This is a genomic window from Burkholderia sp. Bp8992, assembly GCF_003853705.1.
Lineage (GTDB): Bacteria > Pseudomonadota > Gammaproteobacteria > Burkholderiales > Burkholderiaceae > Burkholderia.
This window is the reverse complement of sequence record NZ_QTQI01000008.1, coordinates 1-18,365: the sequence shown is the minus strand read 5'-3', so window position 1 is coordinate 18,365 and position 18,365 is coordinate 1. Positions and strand designations below refer to the sequence as shown.

Here is an 18,365-nt window from a genome sequence, read left to right as displayed (position 1 = left end):
CAAGCTGACGTCGAATCCCCCCGACCGGCGAGATCCCCATGCGACGCAAGATTCCCAGCAATTCCGCGCTCCAGGCCTTCGAGGCGGCGGCCCGACACGGGAGCTTCGCCCGCGCGGCCGACGAGCTGGCGCGGACCGAAGGCGCGGTCAGCCGCCAGATCGGCCGGCTGGAGGCGTTCCTGGGCGTGACGTTGTTCGAGCGCGTGGGAAACCGCGTCAGGCTGGCGCCGAACGGCACGCGCTACGCGGCGCAGGTGCGCGAGATCCTGGACCGGCTGGAACGGGACAGCCTGTATCTGATGGGGCAGCCCGTCGAGGGCGCAAGCATCGAGGTCGCCGCGCTTCCGACCTTCGCCACGCGCTGGCTGATTCCGCGGCTGAAGCGGTTTCAGGATCGGCACCCGAATATCACCGTGCATGTCGCCGAACGAATGGACCCGTTCCTGCTGGCCGGGAGCGGTTTCGACGCGGCCATTCATTTCGAGCATCCGGCATGGGCCGGCATGCATCTGCATCGTCTGCTGGAGGAAGTGCTGGTGCCCGTATGCAGTCCGGCGCTGCTGAAGGAGGCGGGGGCGAACGCGTCGCTGGATGCGCTGCCGCGCCTTCACCGGCGGCAGAATCCGGATGCGTGGCAGACCTATGCGGAAGCATCGGGCATCGCGCTGACCAATTCGGCGGTCGGCCCCCGGTACGATCTCCATTCGATGCTGATCGAGGCGGCACTGGCCGGCTTGGGCGTGGCATTGGTGCCGCGTCTTTACATCGGCGCAGAGCTCGAGCAAGGCCGCCTGGTCGCGCCCTGGCCGGACGGGAAGGCGGTCACCAAGAACTTCTGCGTCGTGCTGCCGGAGCCGCTCGAATTGAGCGCGGGGCCGGTGCGGGCTTTCGCGCAATGGATGCTGGACGAGGCCGGCACCCAGTCATCGCGCTGAAGCATCGGCCGAAGCTCACCGCGATGACTGCGTGCCGGCGCGTGTCGGTCAGTACGTGTGTTCGGCAATCACGCGCACGACCGTCGCCAGCGACCGCTCGAGCGTGGCCGGATCGACGGAACCGATCGCCAGTCGAATCGCATGAGGCACGTGGGCGGAAGTCGAGAACGGCAGGGCGGTCGTCACGGAAATACGCTCGCGCATCAACGCCATCGCAATCGTATCGGCACGGACGTCCTGTTCGAGTGGAATCCAGATGAAGTACGACGCCGGGTGCACGATGCGTTTGAGCCGGCCCAGTGCGCTGGCGGCCACGCGCTGACGGTCCGCCGCGTCGCGCCGCTTCCCGGCTTCGAGCCTGGCTGCGGTGCCGTCTTCCATCCAGCCGCATGCAATGGCCGTCATGGTCGCCGGCGTGTTCCACGTCGTCGCGCGGATGGCCCGTTCGAGCTTCGGTACCCATTCGGGCGGTGCGTGGAGGAAGCCGACGCGCAGTCCGGTCGCGACGCTCTTCGACAGGCTCGACACATACACCGTCGTCTCCGGCGCGAGCGCCGCCAGCGGCGGCGGCGCGGCGTCGTCCAGGAATGCGTAGGCGGCGTCCTCGATCAGGATCAGGCCGTGTTGCCGCGCGAGGGCGACGAGGGCTTTGCGCCGCGTGGCGCTCATCACCCAGCCGAGCGGGTTGTGCAGCGTCGGCATCGTGTAGACGGCGCGTACCTTGCGCCGCTTGCACAGTGCGGCCAGCGCGTCCAGGTCGGGGCCGCGCCCGGCGGCCGGGATCGGCGCGAGTTCAAGCCGGGCGGTTTCGGCGGCCAGCTTGAACCCCGGATAGGTCAGTGCGTCCACGGCCACGACGTCGCCGGGCTCGAACAGCGCCATGGCCGTGGTCGTCAGCCCGTGCTGCGCGCCGCTCACGAACAGCGTGGTGTCGGCGCTGGCGTTCAGGCCTCGGCCGGCGAGGTGTCGCGCGGCCGTCGCGCGCTCGTGCTCGCGCCCGCCGTGCGGCTGGTATCGCAGCAGCGCTTCCAGGTCGCCGGCCGTCGCAAGCTGGCGCAGCGCGGTTCTGAACAGGTCGGTCTGATCGGGCGACGTCGGGGAGTTGAAGCTCAGGTCCACGGTCTCCGCGCTCCACGCGTACAGGTCGACGCGCTGGTCGCGGGACAGCGGCTCCTTCACGAACGTGCCGCGCCCCGTTTCGCCGCTGACGAGCCCCATTGCCTGCAGCTCCGCATACACGCGCGTGGCCGTCACGAGTGCCAGACCTTCGCGGGCGGCGAGATCGCGATGCGTCGGCAGGCGTGTGCCCGGACGCAGGCGGCCCGAGCGGATGTCGGCCGCGAATCGATCGACCAGCTGCTTGTAGCGCGGCTCGGGCATCGCGAAATGTATCCATGACAATAATTTGATTGTCTTGATTGTCGGTCCTACCATGGCGCAACACAACCTCTCCACCGTACGAGGACGCCATGCACATCGCCATCCTGACTTTCGAGGGCTTCAACGAACTCGACTCGCTGATCGCGTTCGGCCTGCTGAACCGGGTCAAGACGCCCGGCTGGCGCGTATCGATCGCGAGCCCGGTGGCGCGGCCGCGTTCGATGAACGGCCTGGTGCTGGATGCGCACGTGTCGTTGCAGGAGGCCTGCGACGCCGACGCGGTGCTGGTCGGCAGCGGCAAACTGACACGGGATGTCGTGCGCGATGCCGCGCTGATGGCGCAGTTGAAGCTCGATCCGGCGCGCCAGCTGCTGGGTGCGCAATGTTCGGGCACGCTGATACTCGCGAAGCTGGGCCTGCTGAACGACGTGCCGGCCTGCACCGACCTGACCACCCGGCCGTGGGTCGAGGAGGCGGGCGTGGCCGTGCTCGATCAGCCGTTCATGGCGCGGGGGAATGTCGCAACGGCGGGCGGATGTCTGGCGTCGCACTATCTGGCGGCCTGGGTCATCGCGCGCCTGGAGGGTGTCGAGGCCGCACGCAGCGCGGTTCACTACGTCGCGCCGGTGGGGGAGAAGGACGCTTACGTGACGCGTGCGATCGGGAACATTGCGCCGTTCCTGTGATCGCTTGTCGAACGGCATCCGGGGCGATTCGCGCAGGGACGTCGCGTGTCGATGCGCAATGTCCCTTCGTGGGGCCGATGGGGCTCACGGGGGCGGGCGGCACGGCCCGCCGCGTGCTCATGCATCCCGTGTCTGCAGTGCGCCGGCCTGTTCGCGGGCCGCGACGAGCGCCCGGATGCGGGCGCGGTCGGCCGGCGTCGCCGGCGTGAAGATCACGAGGCTCAGGTCGGGGCGGCCGGTCACCGCGAAGGCCGAATATTCGAGTGCGATCCGGCCGGCCTGCGGATGGCGGATTTCCTTCGTGCCTTCGTCATGCGAACGAATATCGTGGTCGCGCCACATCGCGTCGAATTCGGCGCTCGTCGCGCGCATCTCGTCGACGAACGCCTGTACTGCCTGCGTCGCGCCGCTGCGTGCGACGTCCGCGCGAAACGCGCCCACCGCGAAGCGCGCGACGCGTTCCCAGTTCGGCTGCGCGTAGCGCACGGCCGCGTCGACGAAGATCAGTCGCAGGATGTTGCGCGCGGCCGGCGGCAGCGTCGCATAGTCGGTCAGCGTCGCGGCCGCCGCATCGTTCCAGGCGACGACGTCCCACGTCGCGGAGCGCACGATCGCGGGGCTCGCGTCGAGCGAATCGAGCACGTGCTGCAGGCGCGGCGTCACGCTGGCCGGTGCGTGATAGCGCGCGCCGGGCGGATGGCCGACGCCGATCAGGAACAGGTGCTCGCGTTCGGCGTCGTTCAGCATCAGCGCGCGGGCGAGCCGGTCGAGCACGTCGGCCGACGGCGCGCCGCCGCGCCCCTGTTCGAGCCACGTGTACCACGCCGCGCTCACATGCGCGCGCTGCGCGACTTCCTCGCGCCGCAGGCCCGGCGTGCGGCGGCGCGTGGCCGGCAGCCCGAGCGCGGCCGGGTCGAGTTTCTCGCGGCGGTCCCGCAGGTACGCGCCGAGCTGGTTGTCGGGGGCGTCAGCCATATCCTGTTAGTTCGTTTACCGGTAAACCGTCACGACTTCACCGCGTGCGGCGCTCGACAGATAGTAAGCCTCCATTCCATCCGGAGGTGCTGAACATGCGTGTCTTTGTTACTGGAGCGTCGGGATTCGTCGGCTCGGCCGTCGTCGCCGAACTCGTGGCCGCCGGGCACTCGGTGCTCGGCCTTGCGCGGTCCGATGCGGCCGCCGCATCGGTGGCGGCCGCGGGCGCCGACGTGCATCGCGGGTCGCTGGAGGATCTCGACAGCCTGACGCGCGGTGCCGAACGCGCCGACGCGGTGATCCACACGGGATTCAATCACGACTTCTCGCGCTTCGCGCAGAACTGCGAACTCGATCGCCGCGCGATCGAGACGATCGGCACGGCGCTCGCGGGCTCGGCGCGGCCGCTGGTCGTCACGTCGGGGCTCGCGCTCGTCGCGCCCGGCCGCGCGGCGACCGAGGACGATCCGCACGTGCCGGTGTCGTCGACCTATCCGCGTGCGTCCGAAGCGACCGCGGTCGCGCTGGAGGCGCGCGGCGTGCATGCGTCGGTCGTGCGCCTGCCGCCGTCCGTGCACGGGGACGGCGATCACGCCTTCGTGCCGCGGCTGATTGCATTCGCGCGGGAGAAGGGCGCGTCGGCCTTTATCGGCGACGGCGACAACTGTTGGCCGGCCGTGCACCGGCTCGATGCGGCGCGCGTGTACCGGCTCGCGATCGAACGCGGTGCGGCCGGTGCGCGCTATCACGCGGTCGACGATACCGGTGTGCCGTTTCGCGAGATCGCGGAAGTGATCGGCCGGCGGCTGAACGTGCCGGTCGTCGCGAAGTCGCCGGCGGAGGCCGGTGAGCACTTCGGCTGGTTCGCGATGTTTGCCGGCATGGATGCGCCGGCCACCAGCGAACGCACGCGGGCGTTGCTCGACTGGACGCCGACGCAGCCGCGGCTGCTGGCCGATATCGACCGGCCGCAGTATTTCGAAAGCTGAGCGGCCATCGTTGCACACGGCCCGCCCCCGCGCGGCGGCGACGCATGGCCGCCCGCCGCGCGTCATTCGACCGGATGCAGGTCCTGCAGCAGCGTCGGCACGAGTTCCGACACGGTCGGGTGGATATGCATCGCGCGGCTGATCGTCGTGTACGGCGCGCCGGCGGCCATCACGTCGAGCATCCCGTGCACGACCTCGTCGCCGGTCACGCCGAGGATCGACGCGCCGAGGATCGCATGGCTGTCCGCGTCGACGATCACTTTCATGAAGCCCTGGCTCTCGCCTTTCTCGACCGCACGGCCGACGCGCGTCATCGGGCGCGTGCCGAGCAGCAGCCGGCGGCCCGTCTGCTTCGCTTCCGCGAGCGTCATGCCGACGCGGCCGAGCGGCGGATCGATATACATCGCATAGGCCGTGATGCGGTCGGACACCTTGCGCGGATCGTCGTCGAGCAGGTTGGCCGCGACGATCTCGAAGTCGTTGTACGCGGTGTGCGTGAACGCGCCGCGCCCGTTGCAGTCGCCGAGCGCCCAGATGCCCGGCACGTTCGTGCGCAACTGCTCGTCGACGGTGATGTAGCCGCGCGCGTCGGTGTCGACGCCCGCGCGGTCGAGCCCCAGATCGTCGGTATTCGGCACACGCCCGACCGCGAGCAGCAGGTGCGAGCCCGCGACCTCGCGGCCGCCGCCCGGGCAATCGAGGCCGACCACGATGCCGTTGCCGTCGCGCCGCGCGCTCAGGCAGTTCGCGTCGAGCTGCACGTCGATGCCTTCGTTCTCGAGAATCTCGCGCACGGCCTGCGACACGTCTTCGTCCTCGCGGCGGATCAGGCGCGGGCCCTTCTCGACGATCGTGACCTTCGATCCGAAGCGGCGATACATCTGGCCGAATTCGAGCCCGACATAGCTGCCGCCGACGATCACCAGATGCTCGGGCAGGAAGTCGACGTCCATCATCGTCGAATTGGTCAGGTACGGCACCGAATCGAGGTCCGACATCGCGGGCACCTGCGCGCGGCCGCCGACGTTGACGAAGATGCGTCCGGCTTCGAGCAGCTCGTCGCCCACGCGCACGGCGTCGGCGCGCTCGAATCGGGCGTGACCCTGAAACACCGTGGTGTTCGCGAGGCCGCGCACCCATTGCTCGACGCCGTGGTTCGAACGGCCGGAAATCTGGTCCTTGCGCGCCTTCACGGCTTTCATGTCGACGGTGACGGGGCCGCCGACCGACACGCCGTATTCGCCGGCGCGCCGCGCGAGCTGCGCGGCGTACGCGCTCGCGACCAGCGTCTTGGTGGGGATGCAGCCGGTGTTCACGCAGGTGCCGCCGAAGCGGCCGCGTTCGATGATCGCGACTTTCATGCCGGCGGCCGACAGCCGCGCGGCGAGCGGCGGCCCGGCCTGGCCGGTGCCGATGACGATCGCGTCGAAGTGTTGCGTCATGACGTCCTCCTGTGCGGGGCAACGAGGAAAGGGGCAGGCGCAAGCCTCGTGCCGGCCGGCGGTCGCCGAGCGGCGACGAGCGACTATGGTAGACCCGTTGGCGCGGTGTCGCGAGCGCTGGGCGGGCGATGGCCGTCGCATTGAAACGCCGGCGCGTGCCGGGCGCGACGGCTAGTCCTTGCGCTTCCACTGCCCGAACGTCACCGGCCGGTGCGCGTCGGCGCGCGTGACGGTGACGTGGTCGGGCTGGTCGTCGAGCGGGAACGATTCGGTGACGATCTGGTTCGAGAACAGCCAGCCGTGCGTGGGTCGTAGCGGAACGTGATGTAGTCGGTCCAGTGCTGCCCGCAAGCGACGAAGTTCTGCACGGTGAAATAGCGGCCCTTCACCGAGAAGCCGTTGTCGGCGGCATCCTCGGGATCGAACGGATCGCACTGGCCGCCTTCGTTCGCGCGCAGCACGACCTGGTCGTTGCGTGCGGCGAGCCGGTAGGTGCGGTCGGCTTGCTCCTCGTAGATCAGCAGCGGGCGCGGCGACGGCTGTTCGCGCGTATCGACCGCGCGATGCACGACGACGAGAAAGCTGTGGCGCCCGTTGTCGAGATCCGGCCCGGCTTGCGCGAGCAGCGGCTGGTAGCCGGGCGGCAGTTGCGCGGCGATCGACTTCGGCAGGTCGGCGGCGCGGGCGGCGGCAGGCAGTGCCGCGAGCAGCGGGAGCAGCAGGGTAGCGAGGCGGAGAACGCGCATGGCGGGAGGTCCGGTCGAAAGGAGGAAAGGGTTACATGTCGCGCCCGAGAAATTCGGTGCCCGGCAGCGGATTGAACGCGACGGCCGGCGCGGATCTCGATCATGGCGGTGAGGACGAGAAAGAGGGCCAGCATAGCAGCGTGCGGCCGCTTTCGGCCACGCGCGAAGCGTGCCAGAATCAGCGCTTCAACCGTCGGAAACGACACGCCGGCGCCGGCGAATCGGCGTCGCTGACCAAGGGGACTTCGATGACTGCATCGGCTGCCGTACTCGCCATCCTGGCTGCGCTGTTTCTCGGCGCGATGATTCCGGGCCCGAGCTTCGTGCTGGTGGCGCGCAATTCGATCGGGCTGTCGCGCCGCGACGGGCTCGCCACCGCGCTCGGCATGGGCATCGGCGGCATCGTGTTCGGCGGCGTCGCGCTAGCCGGGCTCTACACGCTGCTGCAGGCCGTCGAATGGCTTTACGTGGGCCTCAAGGTCGCGGGCGGCGCGTACCTGATCTACATAGCGTCGAAGATCTGGCGCGGCGCCGACCGGCCGATCGCGATGGACGACCCGCAGGCGATGGCCGGCGGCAGCGCGCGCAAGTCGTTCCTGACGGGCCTTACGACCCAGCTCAGCAACCCGAAGACGGCGATCTGGTACGGCAGCATCTTCGCGGCGCTGCTCCCGCAGCATCCGCCGCTGTGGTGCTACCTCGTGCTGCCGCCGCTCGTGTTCACCGTCGAATTCGGCTGGTACACGGTCGTCGCGCTGTGCTTCTCGACGCGCCGGCCGCGCGAGCTCTACCTGCGTGCGAAGAAGTGGGTCGACCGCATCGCGGCCGGCGCGATCACGCTGCTCGGGCTGCGGCTGATCCTGAACGCGCCGAAAGCGGGGATCTGACCTTTCAGCCCCGATCCGCATCTCGCGGCGGCCAGCCATTCCCCAGGCTGACCGCCGGCGCGAACCGGCCGGGCCGCCTGCGCCTGCATCGGCGTTTCGCAAACGCGTGCCGTTCCTCATGACGCGGCCGCTCACCGGGCCGCCGCCGACGCTCCTCCCGACTACCCGCCACCGCCCGCCGAGCCTTGCGCGACGGGCGTTCGCGTGTGTCGCACGACGCGCCGGCCGGCGCCGCCTCCCCGATTCTGGCGGCCGACCTCCCGGCGACGTGTAAACTGCTGCCTTTTTTGACGGTTTGCAGCATGGTGCAAGCACCTCCGCGCCCGGCGCTGAGCGGTCCGACGCTCGTCCGGCTGCTCGCGCGCCTGGCCGATGCCGACGTCGCGGAATCCCGGCAGACGCTGTCCGACCGGCTGAGCCAGTGGCTCGGCTGGACCGACGCGATCACGTTGTCGTCCGCGCTGAGCGCGAGCCCGCCGGGCGTCGCGGCCGGCGTGCGCGGCTACGATGCGGAACGCGACTGCGCGCGCGTGCGCCACGACCTCGCGCAGGCGATCACGGCCACCAACCGGCCGCGCGCGCGGCGCCGGCCCGGCGAACTGCCGCCGCCGGCCGCCGATACGGCCGATTTCGCGGACTTCCGCCAGCGTTACCTGACGCTGCAACAGGATATGGAGACGGCGATCGGCCAGTTGCGCGGCCGCCTGCGGGTCGCGCTCGCCGCGCGCTCGTCCGGGATGGCGCGGCTCGCGACGCTCGACACGATCATGGAGCGCGTGCTCGGCGCGCGCGAGCGCAGCCTGCTGTCGGCCGTGCCCGCGCTGCTCGGCACGCGTTTCGGGCGGTTGCGCGACGCGGAACGGCAGGCGCTGGCCGATGCCGAATCCGCTGCTGCCAACGATCCCGCCGATGACCGCGCGGCGGCCGACACCCCGGCCGTCGCGGCGATCGTGCCCGGCACATGGCTCGATACGTTTCGCGACGAGATGCAAAGCATCCTGCTCGCCGAACTCGAAGTCCGGTTTCAAACGGTAGACGGGCTGCTCGCGGCCCTTCGCACCTGCTAATCAACACGCTATGTCCAGAATTCGCCTTGATCTCGTTGTCTTCGTCGCCGGTCTGCTCGCAGTGGGCTGGATCGGTGTCGGCTATGTCGCGTCGAACCCGCTGGGGTCGGCCGTCACGCTGCTGATCGGCGCGTGCTACGTCGCCGGCGCCTGGGAGCTGCTGCGCTACCGCCAGGCGACCGCCACGCTGTCGCGCGCGGTGGCCGGCCTGACCGAACCGCCCGCGAAGCTCGACACGTGGCTCGACACGCTGCACCCGGGCCTGCGCGGCGCCGTGCGCGCACGGGTCGAAGGCGCGCGCGTCGCGCTGCCGGGCCCGGCGCTCACGCCGTACCTCGTCGGCCTGCTCGTGCTGCTCGGCATGCTCGGCACGCTGCTCGGGATGGTCGTCACGCTGAAGGGCACGGGCGCCGCGCTCGAAAGCGCGACCGATCTCGACGCGATCCGCGCATCGCTGATCGCGCCGGTGAAGGGCCTCGGATTCGCGTTCGGCACGTCGATTGCCGGCGTCGCGACGTCCGCGATGCTCGGGTTGCTGTCCGCGCTCGTGCGCCGCGAGCGGATCGATGCGGCCCAGCAGCTCGACGCGAAGATCGCGACGACGCTGCGCGTGCATTCGTCCGCGCACCAGCGCGACGAATCGTTCCGGCTGCTGCAGCGCCAGGCCGACGTGATGCCGGCGCTGGTCGACCGGCTGCAGACGATGATGACGACGCTCGAGGCCCGCAGCGTCGCCTTGCACGATCGCCAGCTCGAAAGCCAGCAGGCGTTTTTCGACCGGACCGAGCGCGCCTATGCGGGCCTCGCGTCGAACGTCGGCGACGCGCTGAAGGAAAGCGCCGCCGAAAGCGCGCGCGTGGCCGGTGCCGCGCTGCAGCCGGTCGTCGCCGCGACGATGACGGGGCTCGCGCAGGAGATGGCCGCGCTGCGCGACACCGTGACGGGCGCCGTGCAGCGTCAGCTCGACGGGCTGACGGAAGGCTTCGAGAAGACCACCGGCAACGTGACGGCCGTCTGGAGCCGCGCGATCGACGAACAACGTCAGGCGGGCGCCGCCGTCGCGCAGCAGCTGCGGACGACGCTCGGCCAGTTCACCGACACCTTCGCGCAGCGTTCGACCGATCTGCTCGACGGCGTCGCGACGCGCCTCGAATCGACCGAAGGCCGCTTGTCGGATGCGTGGCGCGATGCGCTGTCGCGGCAGGAACAGGTCGGCGAGACGCTCGCGAGCCAGCACGCACGTGCGCTGGGCGAAGCCGCCGCGACGTTCGAACGACATTCGGGCGCGACGCTCGCCGCGATGCGCGAGTCGCACGCGGGGCTGCAGACCGAACTGGCCGCGCGCGACGAACAGCGTCTCGCGGCGTGGAACGACTCGTTGTCCGCGATGGCCGCGAAGCTCGGCGACGAATGGCAGCGTGCGGGTGAGCATAGTGCGGGCCGTCAGCAGGCAATCTGCGACGCGCTCGTGCAAACGACGCGCGATCTCGCCGTGCAGGCTTCGACGTTCGAACAACGCTCGAACGACCTGCTGTCGACGATTCGCGATTCGCACACGGGCCTGCAATCTCAACTGGCCGCACGCGACGAAGCACGCCTGTCGGCCTGGAACGATTCGCTGGCCGCAATGGCCGCGAAGCTCGGCGACGAATGGCAACGCGCAGGCGTGCATAGCGCCGGCCGTCAGCAGGAAATCTGCGACGCGCTCGCACAAACGACGCGCGATCTCACCGCACAGGCTTCGACGTTCGAACAACGTTCGAACGAACTGCTGTCGACGATTCGCGATTCGCATACGGGCCTGCAATCGCAACTTGCCGCACGCGACGAAGCACGCCTGTCGGCCTGGAACGATTCACTGGCTGCAATGGCGGCGAAGCTCGGCGACGAATGGCAACGCGCAGGCGTGCACAGCGCCGGCCGTCAGCAGGAAATCTGCGACGCACTCGCACAAACGACGCGCGATTTGACCGCACAGGCTGCGACGTTCGAACAACATTCGAACGAGCTGCTGTCGACGATTCGCGACTCGCATACGGGCCTGCAATCGCAACTTGCCGCACGCGACGAAGCACGCCTTTCGGCCTGGAACGATTCACTGGCCGCGATGGCCGCGAAGCTCGGTGACGAATGGCAGCGCGCAGGCGTGCACAGCGCGGGCCGTCAGCAGGAAATCTGCGATGCCCTCGCACAAACGACGCGCGATCTCACCGCACAGGCTGCGGCGTTCGAACAACGTTCGAACGACCTGCTGACGACGATCCGCGATTCGCACACGGGCCTGCAATCGCAACTCGCCGCACGCGACGAAGCGCGCCTCTCCGCCTGGAACGATTCGCTCGCTGCGATGGCGGCCGCGTTGCGCGACGAGTGGGCGCAGACGAGCGCGCAAGCCGCGATGCGCCAGCAGGACATCTGCGACACGCTGACCCGCACCGCGAACGACATCACGGCGCAGGCGCAGGTGCACGCAAGCGACACGATCAACGAAATCGCGCGCCTCGTGCAGGCCGCGTCGGAGGCGCCGAAGGCCGCGGCCGACGTCGTCGCCGAACTGCGCCAGCGCCTGTCCGACAGCATGGTGCGCGACACCGCGACGCTCGAGGAGCGCAGCCGCCTGCTCGCGACGCTCGAAACGCTGCTCGGCGCGGTCAATCACGCGTCGACCGAACAGCGTGCCGCGATCGACGCGCTCGTCAGCACGTCGGCCGACCTGCTCGACCGCGTCGGCGCGCGCTTCAACGACACCGTCGATGCCGAAACGCGCAAGCTCGACTCGGTGGCCGCGCAGGTCACGGCCGGCGCCGTCGAGGTGGCGAGCCTCGGCGATGCGTTCGGGGCGGCCGTGCAGGTATTCGGCGAATCGAACGACAAGCTGCTGACCCATCTGCAGCGCATCGAGGCCGCGCTCGAGAAATCGCTCGCGCGCAGCGACGAGCAGCTCGAGTACTACGTCGCGCAGGCGCGCGAGGTGATCGACCTGAGCGTGATGTCGCAGAAGCAGATCGTCGAAGACATGCAGCAGCTCGCCGGCCGGCGCGCGCCCGTCGGAGCGTAACGCATGCACGACGAAATCGACGGCGGCGCGCAATCGGCGCCGGTATGGCCCGCGTTCGCCGACCTGATGTCGGTGTTGCTCGGTGCGTTCGTGCTGGTCCTCGTCGGCGTGATCGGCATGCAGCTGCAGCTCACGTCGAAGCTCGAGGAAGCCGTGCGGGCGCGCCAGCTCGAGGCGCAGCAGCGCAAGTCGCTCGAACAGGCGCTCGCGGGGCCGCTCGCGGCCGGCCGCGTGACGCTCGTGAACGGGCGCATCGGCATCAGCGGCAACGTGCTGTTCGCATTGAACTCCGACCAGTTGCAGCCCGCGGGCCGCGACCTGCTGAAGACGCTGGCCGTGCCGCTCGCCACGTACCTGAAGACGCGCGACGAGATCCTGATGGTCAGCGGCTTCGCCGACGACCAGCAGGTGCATGCCGGCAACCGCCTGTTCGCGGACAACTGGGAACTGTCGGCCAAGCGCGCGTTGACGGTCACGCGCGCGTTGATCGACGCAGGCGTGCCGGCGTCGTCGGTGTTCGCGGCCGCGTTCGGCTCCGAGCAGCCGGTCAGCTCGAATGCGGACGATGAAGGCCGCGCGAAGAACCGCCGGGTGGAGATCGCGCCGGTGCCGCGCAAGTCGGCATCGAACGGAGGGAAGGCGAAGTGACGGACGACGCGACGCACGTGCGCGCGACGCTCGACGCGTGGCGCGAGCAGGGTGCCGACCGGCTCGAACCCGTGCGCTTTCACCGGATCGACGCGCTCGAACGACGCGCGGCCGCGCTCGACGGCGCCGCGCGTGCGTTGCTCGACGCGCGGCTGGCGACGCTGATCGAAGGCTACGCGGCAGTCGTCGCGCGGGCGGAGGACGCGCGCGCCACGGATGATGGGGCACCGGTTGCGCCGCGGCGCGGCGCGCTCTCGGCGCTCGTCGACCGGCTCGCGCGCGACGCGCAGGCCGACCGGCGCGGGCTCGATCCCGAACTGGTCGACTACTTCCGCACGCTGTGGTCGAAGGTCCGTACGGAACAGCAGTACCGGCAGTCGCTCGACCAGGTGCCGCGCAACGCGGGGCCGCTCAATTCGAACAGCCTGGTGCACCGCTCGCTCGCGACGATGCGCGAGTTGTCGCCGGAATATCTTCAGCAGTTCCTGTCGTACGTCGATGCGCTCGCGTGGCTCGAGGATCTCGCCGGCGGCGGCGCGCAGCCCGAGAAGGAAGCGCCGCGCGCGAAGGCGGCCAAACCGGCGAGAAAGACGACGCGCGCCAAGGCGCGATAACGCCGCGCCGCGCCGCGCCGCACGCGCTCGCGTGTGCGGGTTGCCTACCGGCCCGATGCCGGCTCGTCGATCGCCGCGCGCAGCGCGTGCAACGCATCGACCAGCGCCGACGCGAACGGCGGATGCGCGGCGATGCCCGCCGCGTCGAGCTGGCTCCCGAGAATCGGCAGCGCGATCGATGCGGGTTCGACGATGCACGCCGACATGACCGACAACGTTTCCCGCAGCGCCGCGTCCGCATGGGTCGCCCGCGGCGACGCATTCAGTACCGCGACCGGTTTGTACACGACGGCCTCGCATCCCACGACCCAGTCCAGCGCATTCTTCATCACGCCCGTCACGCCGTGCGCGTATTCCGGGCTCGCGATCAGCACGCCGTCGGCTGCGTTCAGGCGGTCGATCAGGTCGCGCACGGCGGCGGGCGACGGCGTCTCGGTATCGGGATTGAACAACGGGAATTCACCGAGGCGATCGAAGCGCGTGACATGCATGCCGCGTGGCGCAACGAGCGCGGCCGCGTCGAGCAGCGCGGCGTTGTACGACTGCGCGCGGAGGCTGCCGCACAGCGCGACGATGTCGATGCGGCGCTCGGTGTCGGTTCGGGGATCGGTGGTCATCGATGGGTGTGTCGGTTGGCGCGCAGTGCGTAGCCGCGTCGCGCGGTCCGGACGGATTATCGCATCGGCGTCCGGGGAGCATGGCGTGTGCCGCCGATGCTTGCAGCCTGCGGTGCCGCGTTGAAAATCGCCGCGGGATCACGTCGCACCGGTTCCGCGTCGCTCATTCCGGCCGCCCGCGCGAATTCCGTCATCGTCCATCCATGGCCGAGCAACAGCCGCCGTGTATGCAGTGCGCCATGCACGTCCTCGGCAACGGTATCGCCGAGATAGCGCAGCGCGCGGCCCTCGACATCGACGAAGCCGTGCCGGTATTCGTGCGCGAGCGCCGTCCACAGCTGCGCGGCGCCGACCGACTGGCGCGCGCCGCTGATCAGGCACAGGCCCGCGTCGAGCCCCCAGCGGTACAGCGTCGTCGCGAGGCCCTTGCGTTGCGCCGAGCCGCGCAGCCGCGTATGCGGCGCGCGCAGGTAGCGATCGGCGCGGCGGGGGATTTCGGGCAGGCGGTTGAACACCGTGTAGCCAGCGAGCTGGCGCGCGGCCGGATCCTCGACGTACAGGAAGTATTCGCCGTCCGCTTCGCGGTGGCGGACGACCAGGCCCGAGCGGCCGAGCGCGACGGCCGGCAGGCCGTGCAGGCGATGGCCTGGCTGGTGGAGGCGCTCATGAAGTGTGTCGAGTTCGTCGTCGATGTCGTGTTGGGAATGCTGTACGTCGATACGCATGGCAAAGGCCGCCCGTCCCGGGCGGTTCGGGAAAGAGGTTCATCGCAATAGGGAATAGGAATGGCTGCGGCCCCCGGGCTCGGCGAAGCGAGCCGGGGCCGCGAATCAGCTGGGGATGTGCTGGAAACCGGCGGCGATCGCGGCGAGGCCCGCGATGCAGAGTGCGAACAGGATCAGGACTTTGTGGATCACGCCTCTTTCCTCTTGAATGCGCGGCGCCGGCGGGCGGCATCGCGGAGACGGTGAGCGGCGGGCACGGCCCGCACGGCCGTCGCGCGGGACGACGGTCGGAGTCCGGGCGACGGATCGTGCACGGACGGCCAGCACCATACGCGACGCTTCGCGGGCGGGCAATCGGATCGGTGGAGAAAAACGACGAAAAGCGGGGAATCGCGTCGTTTCGCGACAATTGGCCGCAAGGGGCCGTGCGTCGACGTGTTCGGCGATGCGGGGTGACACGCGCCGTCACGCGATGGAAAGCGTACGCGGCGCGCTCGGCGTCAGCGCGAGGCCGCTACCCGTGCGACGACCGGAACGGCGTGCACCGCCGCCCCGGCACTGGCCGCAACCGCAGACGTCACGCCGCCTGCCGCCCCCCGAACGCCTGCCGGATCCGCGCGAACAACCCGTGCTGCGCGATCCATTCCGCATACGCGCGATAGTCCGGATCGCGCATCAGGTGACGCTCTTCCGTCTTCGCGCGCGTGTAGTAGATCAGGTTGACCGCGACGAGCCCGGCGCAGTGCATGAGCCCGACCTGCCAGCCGAGCGGTTCGACGAACGGCACCGACACCATCCAGTACGACAGGTTCTTCGTGATGTACGCCGGATGCTTGGTGAAGCGGTACGGGCCCGACGTGATGATCCCGCGGTTGGTGAGGTTCGAGAACCGCAGCCCGAACGAGATCGTGCACAGCGCGTAGGTCAGCAGCAGCAGGATGATCGCCGCGCCCCAGATCACGCGCAGCGTCGGCGCCGACAGCAGCCAGTTGTCCCAGAACACCGAGCCTTCGTAGCGGATGTAGTTGTTCGAGATCAGCGACCAGAACGGCTGGTAGCAGATCAGCGCGGCTACCCAGCCGAGCGTCGTCGGCTCGACGGTGCGCACGTGGCTGTCGAGGATGCGGAACGTGCACAGGTAGCCGACGGTGCCGAACATCAGGTCCATCGTGAACGACAGGTCGTACATGAACACGAAGGTCGCGATCGTCGTCGGCGCGTGCATCGCGTTCGCGAGCGATGCGCTCAGGTGATCGGCGTCCTTCGACAGGTAGACAGTCATCAGCGGCAGGAAGAACGCCTTCACGCCCCAGCCGGCGAGCATCTCGCGCACCGGCTTCCAGCTCGCGGGCCGCTCGCGGCGGAACAGGAAGCGGCCCCACAGCAGGTACGCGTCGTCGGTTTCGCGCTGGTGGCGGTCCATCCACGCGAAGTAGAACGGCGCGGCGACGATCACGTACGGCGCGAGCGAGCGCAGCAGCGACCAGAACGGCAGGTAGAACGTGCCGTGGTATTCGGGCAGCAGCCAGTAGAGGATGCCGATGCCCGCGTAGATCGACGTCAGCGCGCCGAGCCGCGTCGCGACGCGCGCGATGCCGAGCGGCCGGACGGCCTGCCGCGACAGCCCCGCGCTCGGGCGCAGGTAGACGCGCGAGATGAAGAGTTCGTGCAGCGCGATCGTGCCGATGATCGCGAGGCTGGCGATGACCGCACGCGTGGCGGCGTCGAGCGTCGGCTGGTCGCGCGTGATCCACAGCGCGAAGAGTCCGGCGGCGATGCCGAGCAGGCCGGCACGCAAGGGCGTGGCGGAACGCGGTGGGCGGTCCTGGGCAGCGACGACGCCGTCGAGCGTGGAGTTCATGATCGGATCCTCGTACGGATGAGGGCCGGCGCCCCCGCTTGGCGGGTGACGCCGGCCGTCGGCCGGGCTTTGTATGGATGCGCGCCCGGCCATTGGCCTGTCGTTCTGATACGTGATGCGTCGACGCTTACTTCTTGGGGGCGGCGCCCAGCAGGCCGCCGAGCAGGTTGGTCACCGGCGACAGCAGGTTGCCGGCACTGCCCGCGGCGCCACCGTTCGAGCTGCCGGTCAGGCCGGCTGCCACGGTGCCGCTGCCGGCCGGCGTCGTTGCCGTGCCGGCCGCGCCGCCGGGGCTGACCGTGCCGGTGGCACCGGCCGAGCCGGCCGGCGTCGTCAGCGCACCCGTCAGCGTGCCGACCGGGCCGCTCGACAGCAGGCCGCCGAGGGTGCCCGACACGTTGCCGCCCGGCGTCGTGACCGTACCCGTGAGGCTGGCGCCGAGCGGGGTCAGCGAGTTGACGAGGTTCGTGACCGGCGCCAGCAGGCCGCCGACGCCCGCGCCACCGGTACCGCTGGTGCCGCCGGTGCCGCTCGTCCCGCCGGTGCCGCTCGTGCCGCCCGAACCGAGACCGCCGAGCGCGCCCGTCACCGTCCCGAGCAGGCCGGTGATCGGTGCGAGCGGGCCGCCGCTGCTGGTGCCGCTCGTGCCGCTGGTACCGCCCGAACCGCTCGAGCTGCCGCCGCCGAGCCCGCCCGTCAGCGTGCCGAGCAGGCCGGTGACCGGCGCGAGCGGGTTGCTGCCGCTGCTGGAGCTGCCGCTGGACAGCAGGCCGCCGGCCGATCCAACCGTGTTGCCGAGTTGGGACACGCTGTTGCCGGCGCTCGTGCCGACCGGGTTGCCGGTTGCGCTGCCGACCTGCGAGCCGGCGAGGCCGAGGCCGCTGCCGAGCGTGCCCAGCAGGCCGCTGAGCGGGGCGCCGAGCAAGGTCGTGTTGCCGAGGGTCTGGGTGACGCCGGGTGTCGTGACGCCGCCGGTCAGCGTGTTCGTGATCGGGTTGATCACGCTGCCGAGCTGCGTCTCGAGTTGCTGCACCGGCGCGCTGTTGAGCGCCGTGTTCAGCGCCGATGCGGTCGAGTTGACCGCGGTGCCGACCGTGTTGACGAGACTGCCGACCAGGGTCGTCGCGGGCGCGAGCGGCGACAGCGGACCGGTGCCGAGGCTCGTCACCGCATTGCCGAGACTGTTGACCGCGCCGCCGGCGCCGGTCAGCAGGCCGGTGGTCGATGTGATCGTCGGGCCGAGCGGGTTCGGCGACACGCCGATCGAGCCGAGGCCGGCCGCGACGCCGTTGCCGAGCGCCTGCACGCCATTGCCGAGGCTCGTGACGGCGTTGCCGACGCTGGTGGCCGTCGCCGGGTTCGTGCCGGGGATCTGCACGCCGCCGATCTGAGCGCCGCCGTTCGCGACCGTCGTGCCGAGCGCCGTCACGAGGTTGCCGGAATTCTGGAGGACATTGCCGAGGGGGGTGACGCCGGCGCCGGAAGTGCCCGAAGTGCCGGAAGTGCCGGAAGTGCCCGACGTGCCGGAAGTGCCCGAGGTACCGGAGGTGCCCGAAGTACCGGAAGTGCCCGAAGTACCGGAGGTGCCCGAAGTACCGGAGGTGCCCGAAGTACCGGAGGTGCCCGAAGTACCGGAGGTACCCGACGTACCGGAGGTGCCCGACGTACCGGAGGTGCCCGACGTACCGGAGGTACCCGACGTACCGGAAGTGCCCGACGTACCGGAGGTGCCCGA

General features: G+C 70.1%; 16 protein-coding genes and 1 pseudogene. 9 read left to right on the top strand and 8 right to left on the bottom strand.

Annotation, left to right across the window (positions count from 1 at the left end):
- Window positions 1–38 precede the first annotated feature (38 nt).
- Complete coding sequence (locus DIE03_RS13955) at window positions 39–935, top strand: LysR substrate-binding domain-containing protein (protein ID WP_124451170.1); 897 nt, start codon at window positions 39–41, stop codon at window positions 933–935.
- Window positions 936–983: 48 nt separating this feature from the next.
- On the opposite strand, the gene DIE03_RS13950 is transcribed toward DIE03_RS13955, so the two are convergent.
- Complete coding sequence (locus DIE03_RS13950; RefSeq protein ID WP_124451168.1) at window positions 984–2,315, bottom strand: PLP-dependent aminotransferase family protein; 1,332 nt, start codon at window positions 2,313–2,315, stop codon at window positions 984–986.
- An 89-nt stretch (window positions 2,316–2,404) separates the two neighbouring features.
- Between DIE03_RS13950 and DIE03_RS13945 the strand changes: the two genes are divergently transcribed.
- The gene (locus DIE03_RS13945) at window positions 2,405–3,001 is read left to right on the top strand and encodes a DJ-1/PfpI family protein (protein ID WP_124451165.1); all 597 of its coding nucleotides are present in this window, start codon (window positions 2,405–2,407) and stop codon (window positions 2,999–3,001) included.
- Between the two features lie 117 nt (window positions 3,002–3,118).
- Here DIE03_RS13945 and DIE03_RS13940 read toward each other — a convergent pair whose 3' ends face one another.
- Entirely contained in the window at window positions 3,119–3,976 is an 858-nt protein-coding gene (locus DIE03_RS13940) for a helix-turn-helix transcriptional regulator (protein ID WP_124451163.1), read from the bottom strand.
- Between the two features lie 95 nt (window positions 3,977–4,071).
- On the opposite strand from DIE03_RS13940, the gene DIE03_RS13935 reads away from it, so the two are divergent.
- Entirely contained in the window at window positions 4,072–4,965 is an 894-nt protein-coding gene (locus DIE03_RS13935) for an SDR family oxidoreductase (RefSeq protein ID WP_124451161.1), read from the top strand.
- Window positions 4,966–5,027: 62 nt separating this feature from the next.
- Here the strand turns inward: DIE03_RS13935 and DIE03_RS13930 are convergent, their stop codons facing one another.
- Both DIE03_RS13930 and DIE03_RS13925 read right to left on the bottom strand, forming a co-directional pair.
- On the bottom strand, window positions 5,028–6,407 hold the full coding sequence (locus DIE03_RS13930) for an FAD-containing oxidoreductase (RefSeq protein WP_124451159.1): 1,380 nt from the start codon (window positions 6,405–6,407) through the stop codon (window positions 5,028–5,030).
- Between the two features lie 171 nt (window positions 6,408–6,578).
- A pseudogene (locus tag DIE03_RS13925) lies at window positions 6,579–7,153 on the bottom strand (hypothetical protein).
- A 248-nt stretch (window positions 7,154–7,401) separates the two neighbouring features.
- Between DIE03_RS13925 and DIE03_RS13920 the strand changes: the two are divergent.
- From DIE03_RS13920 to DIE03_RS13900, 5 genes are all read left to right on the top strand, one after another.
- A complete protein-coding gene (locus DIE03_RS13920) occupies window positions 7,402–8,040 on the top strand; it encodes a LysE family translocator (protein WP_124451587.1) in 639 nt (212 codons plus the stop codon).
- Between the two features lie 302 nt (window positions 8,041–8,342).
- Window positions 8,343–9,107 carry a DUF3348 domain-containing protein gene (locus DIE03_RS13915; RefSeq protein ID WP_124451158.1) on the top strand — a complete coding sequence of 255 codons (765 nt, stop codon included), beginning with the start codon at window positions 8,343–8,345 and terminating at the stop codon, window positions 9,105–9,107.
- Between the two features lie 10 nt (window positions 9,108–9,117).
- Window positions 9,118–12,165 carry a DUF802 domain-containing protein gene (locus DIE03_RS13910; RefSeq protein WP_124451156.1) on the top strand — a complete coding sequence of 1,016 codons (3,048 nt, stop codon included), beginning with the start codon at window positions 9,118–9,120 and terminating at the stop codon, window positions 12,163–12,165.
- A gap of 3 nt (window positions 12,166–12,168) precedes the next feature.
- On the top strand, window positions 12,169–12,813 hold the full coding sequence (locus tag DIE03_RS13905) for an OmpA family protein (protein WP_124451154.1): 645 nt from the start codon (window positions 12,169–12,171) through the stop codon (window positions 12,811–12,813).
- Complete coding sequence (locus DIE03_RS13900) at window positions 12,810–13,427, top strand: DUF2894 domain-containing protein (RefSeq protein ID WP_124451152.1); 618 nt, start codon at window positions 12,810–12,812, stop codon at window positions 13,425–13,427. The genes DIE03_RS13905 and DIE03_RS13900 overlap by 4 nt, the downstream gene beginning before the upstream one ends.
- Window positions 13,428–13,471: 44 nt before the next feature.
- Here the strand turns inward: DIE03_RS13900 and DIE03_RS13895 are convergent, their stop codons facing one another.
- From DIE03_RS13895 to DIE03_RS13880, 4 genes are all read right to left on the bottom strand, one after another.
- Window positions 13,472–14,044, bottom strand: coding sequence for an NADPH-dependent FMN reductase (locus DIE03_RS13895; RefSeq protein ID WP_124451150.1), 573 nt, complete (start codon window positions 14,042–14,044; stop codon window positions 13,472–13,474).
- A gap of 56 nt (window positions 14,045–14,100) precedes the next feature.
- A complete protein-coding gene (locus tag DIE03_RS13890; RefSeq protein WP_260434881.1) occupies window positions 14,101–14,769 on the bottom strand; it encodes a histone acetyltransferase in 669 nt (222 codons plus the stop codon).
- A 577-nt stretch (window positions 14,770–15,346) separates the two neighbouring features.
- Window positions 15,347–16,630, bottom strand: coding sequence for an isoprenylcysteine carboxylmethyltransferase family protein (locus DIE03_RS13885; protein ID WP_124451148.1), 1,284 nt, complete (start codon window positions 16,628–16,630; stop codon window positions 15,347–15,349).
- Between the two features lie 127 nt (window positions 16,631–16,757).
- Window positions 16,758–18,059, bottom strand: a complete 1,302-nt coding sequence (locus tag DIE03_RS13880) for a collagen-like triple helix repeat-containing protein (protein WP_221623688.1) — start codon at window positions 18,057–18,059, stop codon at window positions 16,758–16,760.
- A 25-nt stretch (window positions 18,060–18,084) separates the two neighbouring features.
- Between DIE03_RS13880 and DIE03_RS39000 the strand changes: the two genes are divergently transcribed.
- The coding region (locus DIE03_RS39000) for a hypothetical protein (RefSeq protein WP_311767303.1) at window positions 18,085–18,365 on the top strand (281 nt) is incomplete at its 3' end.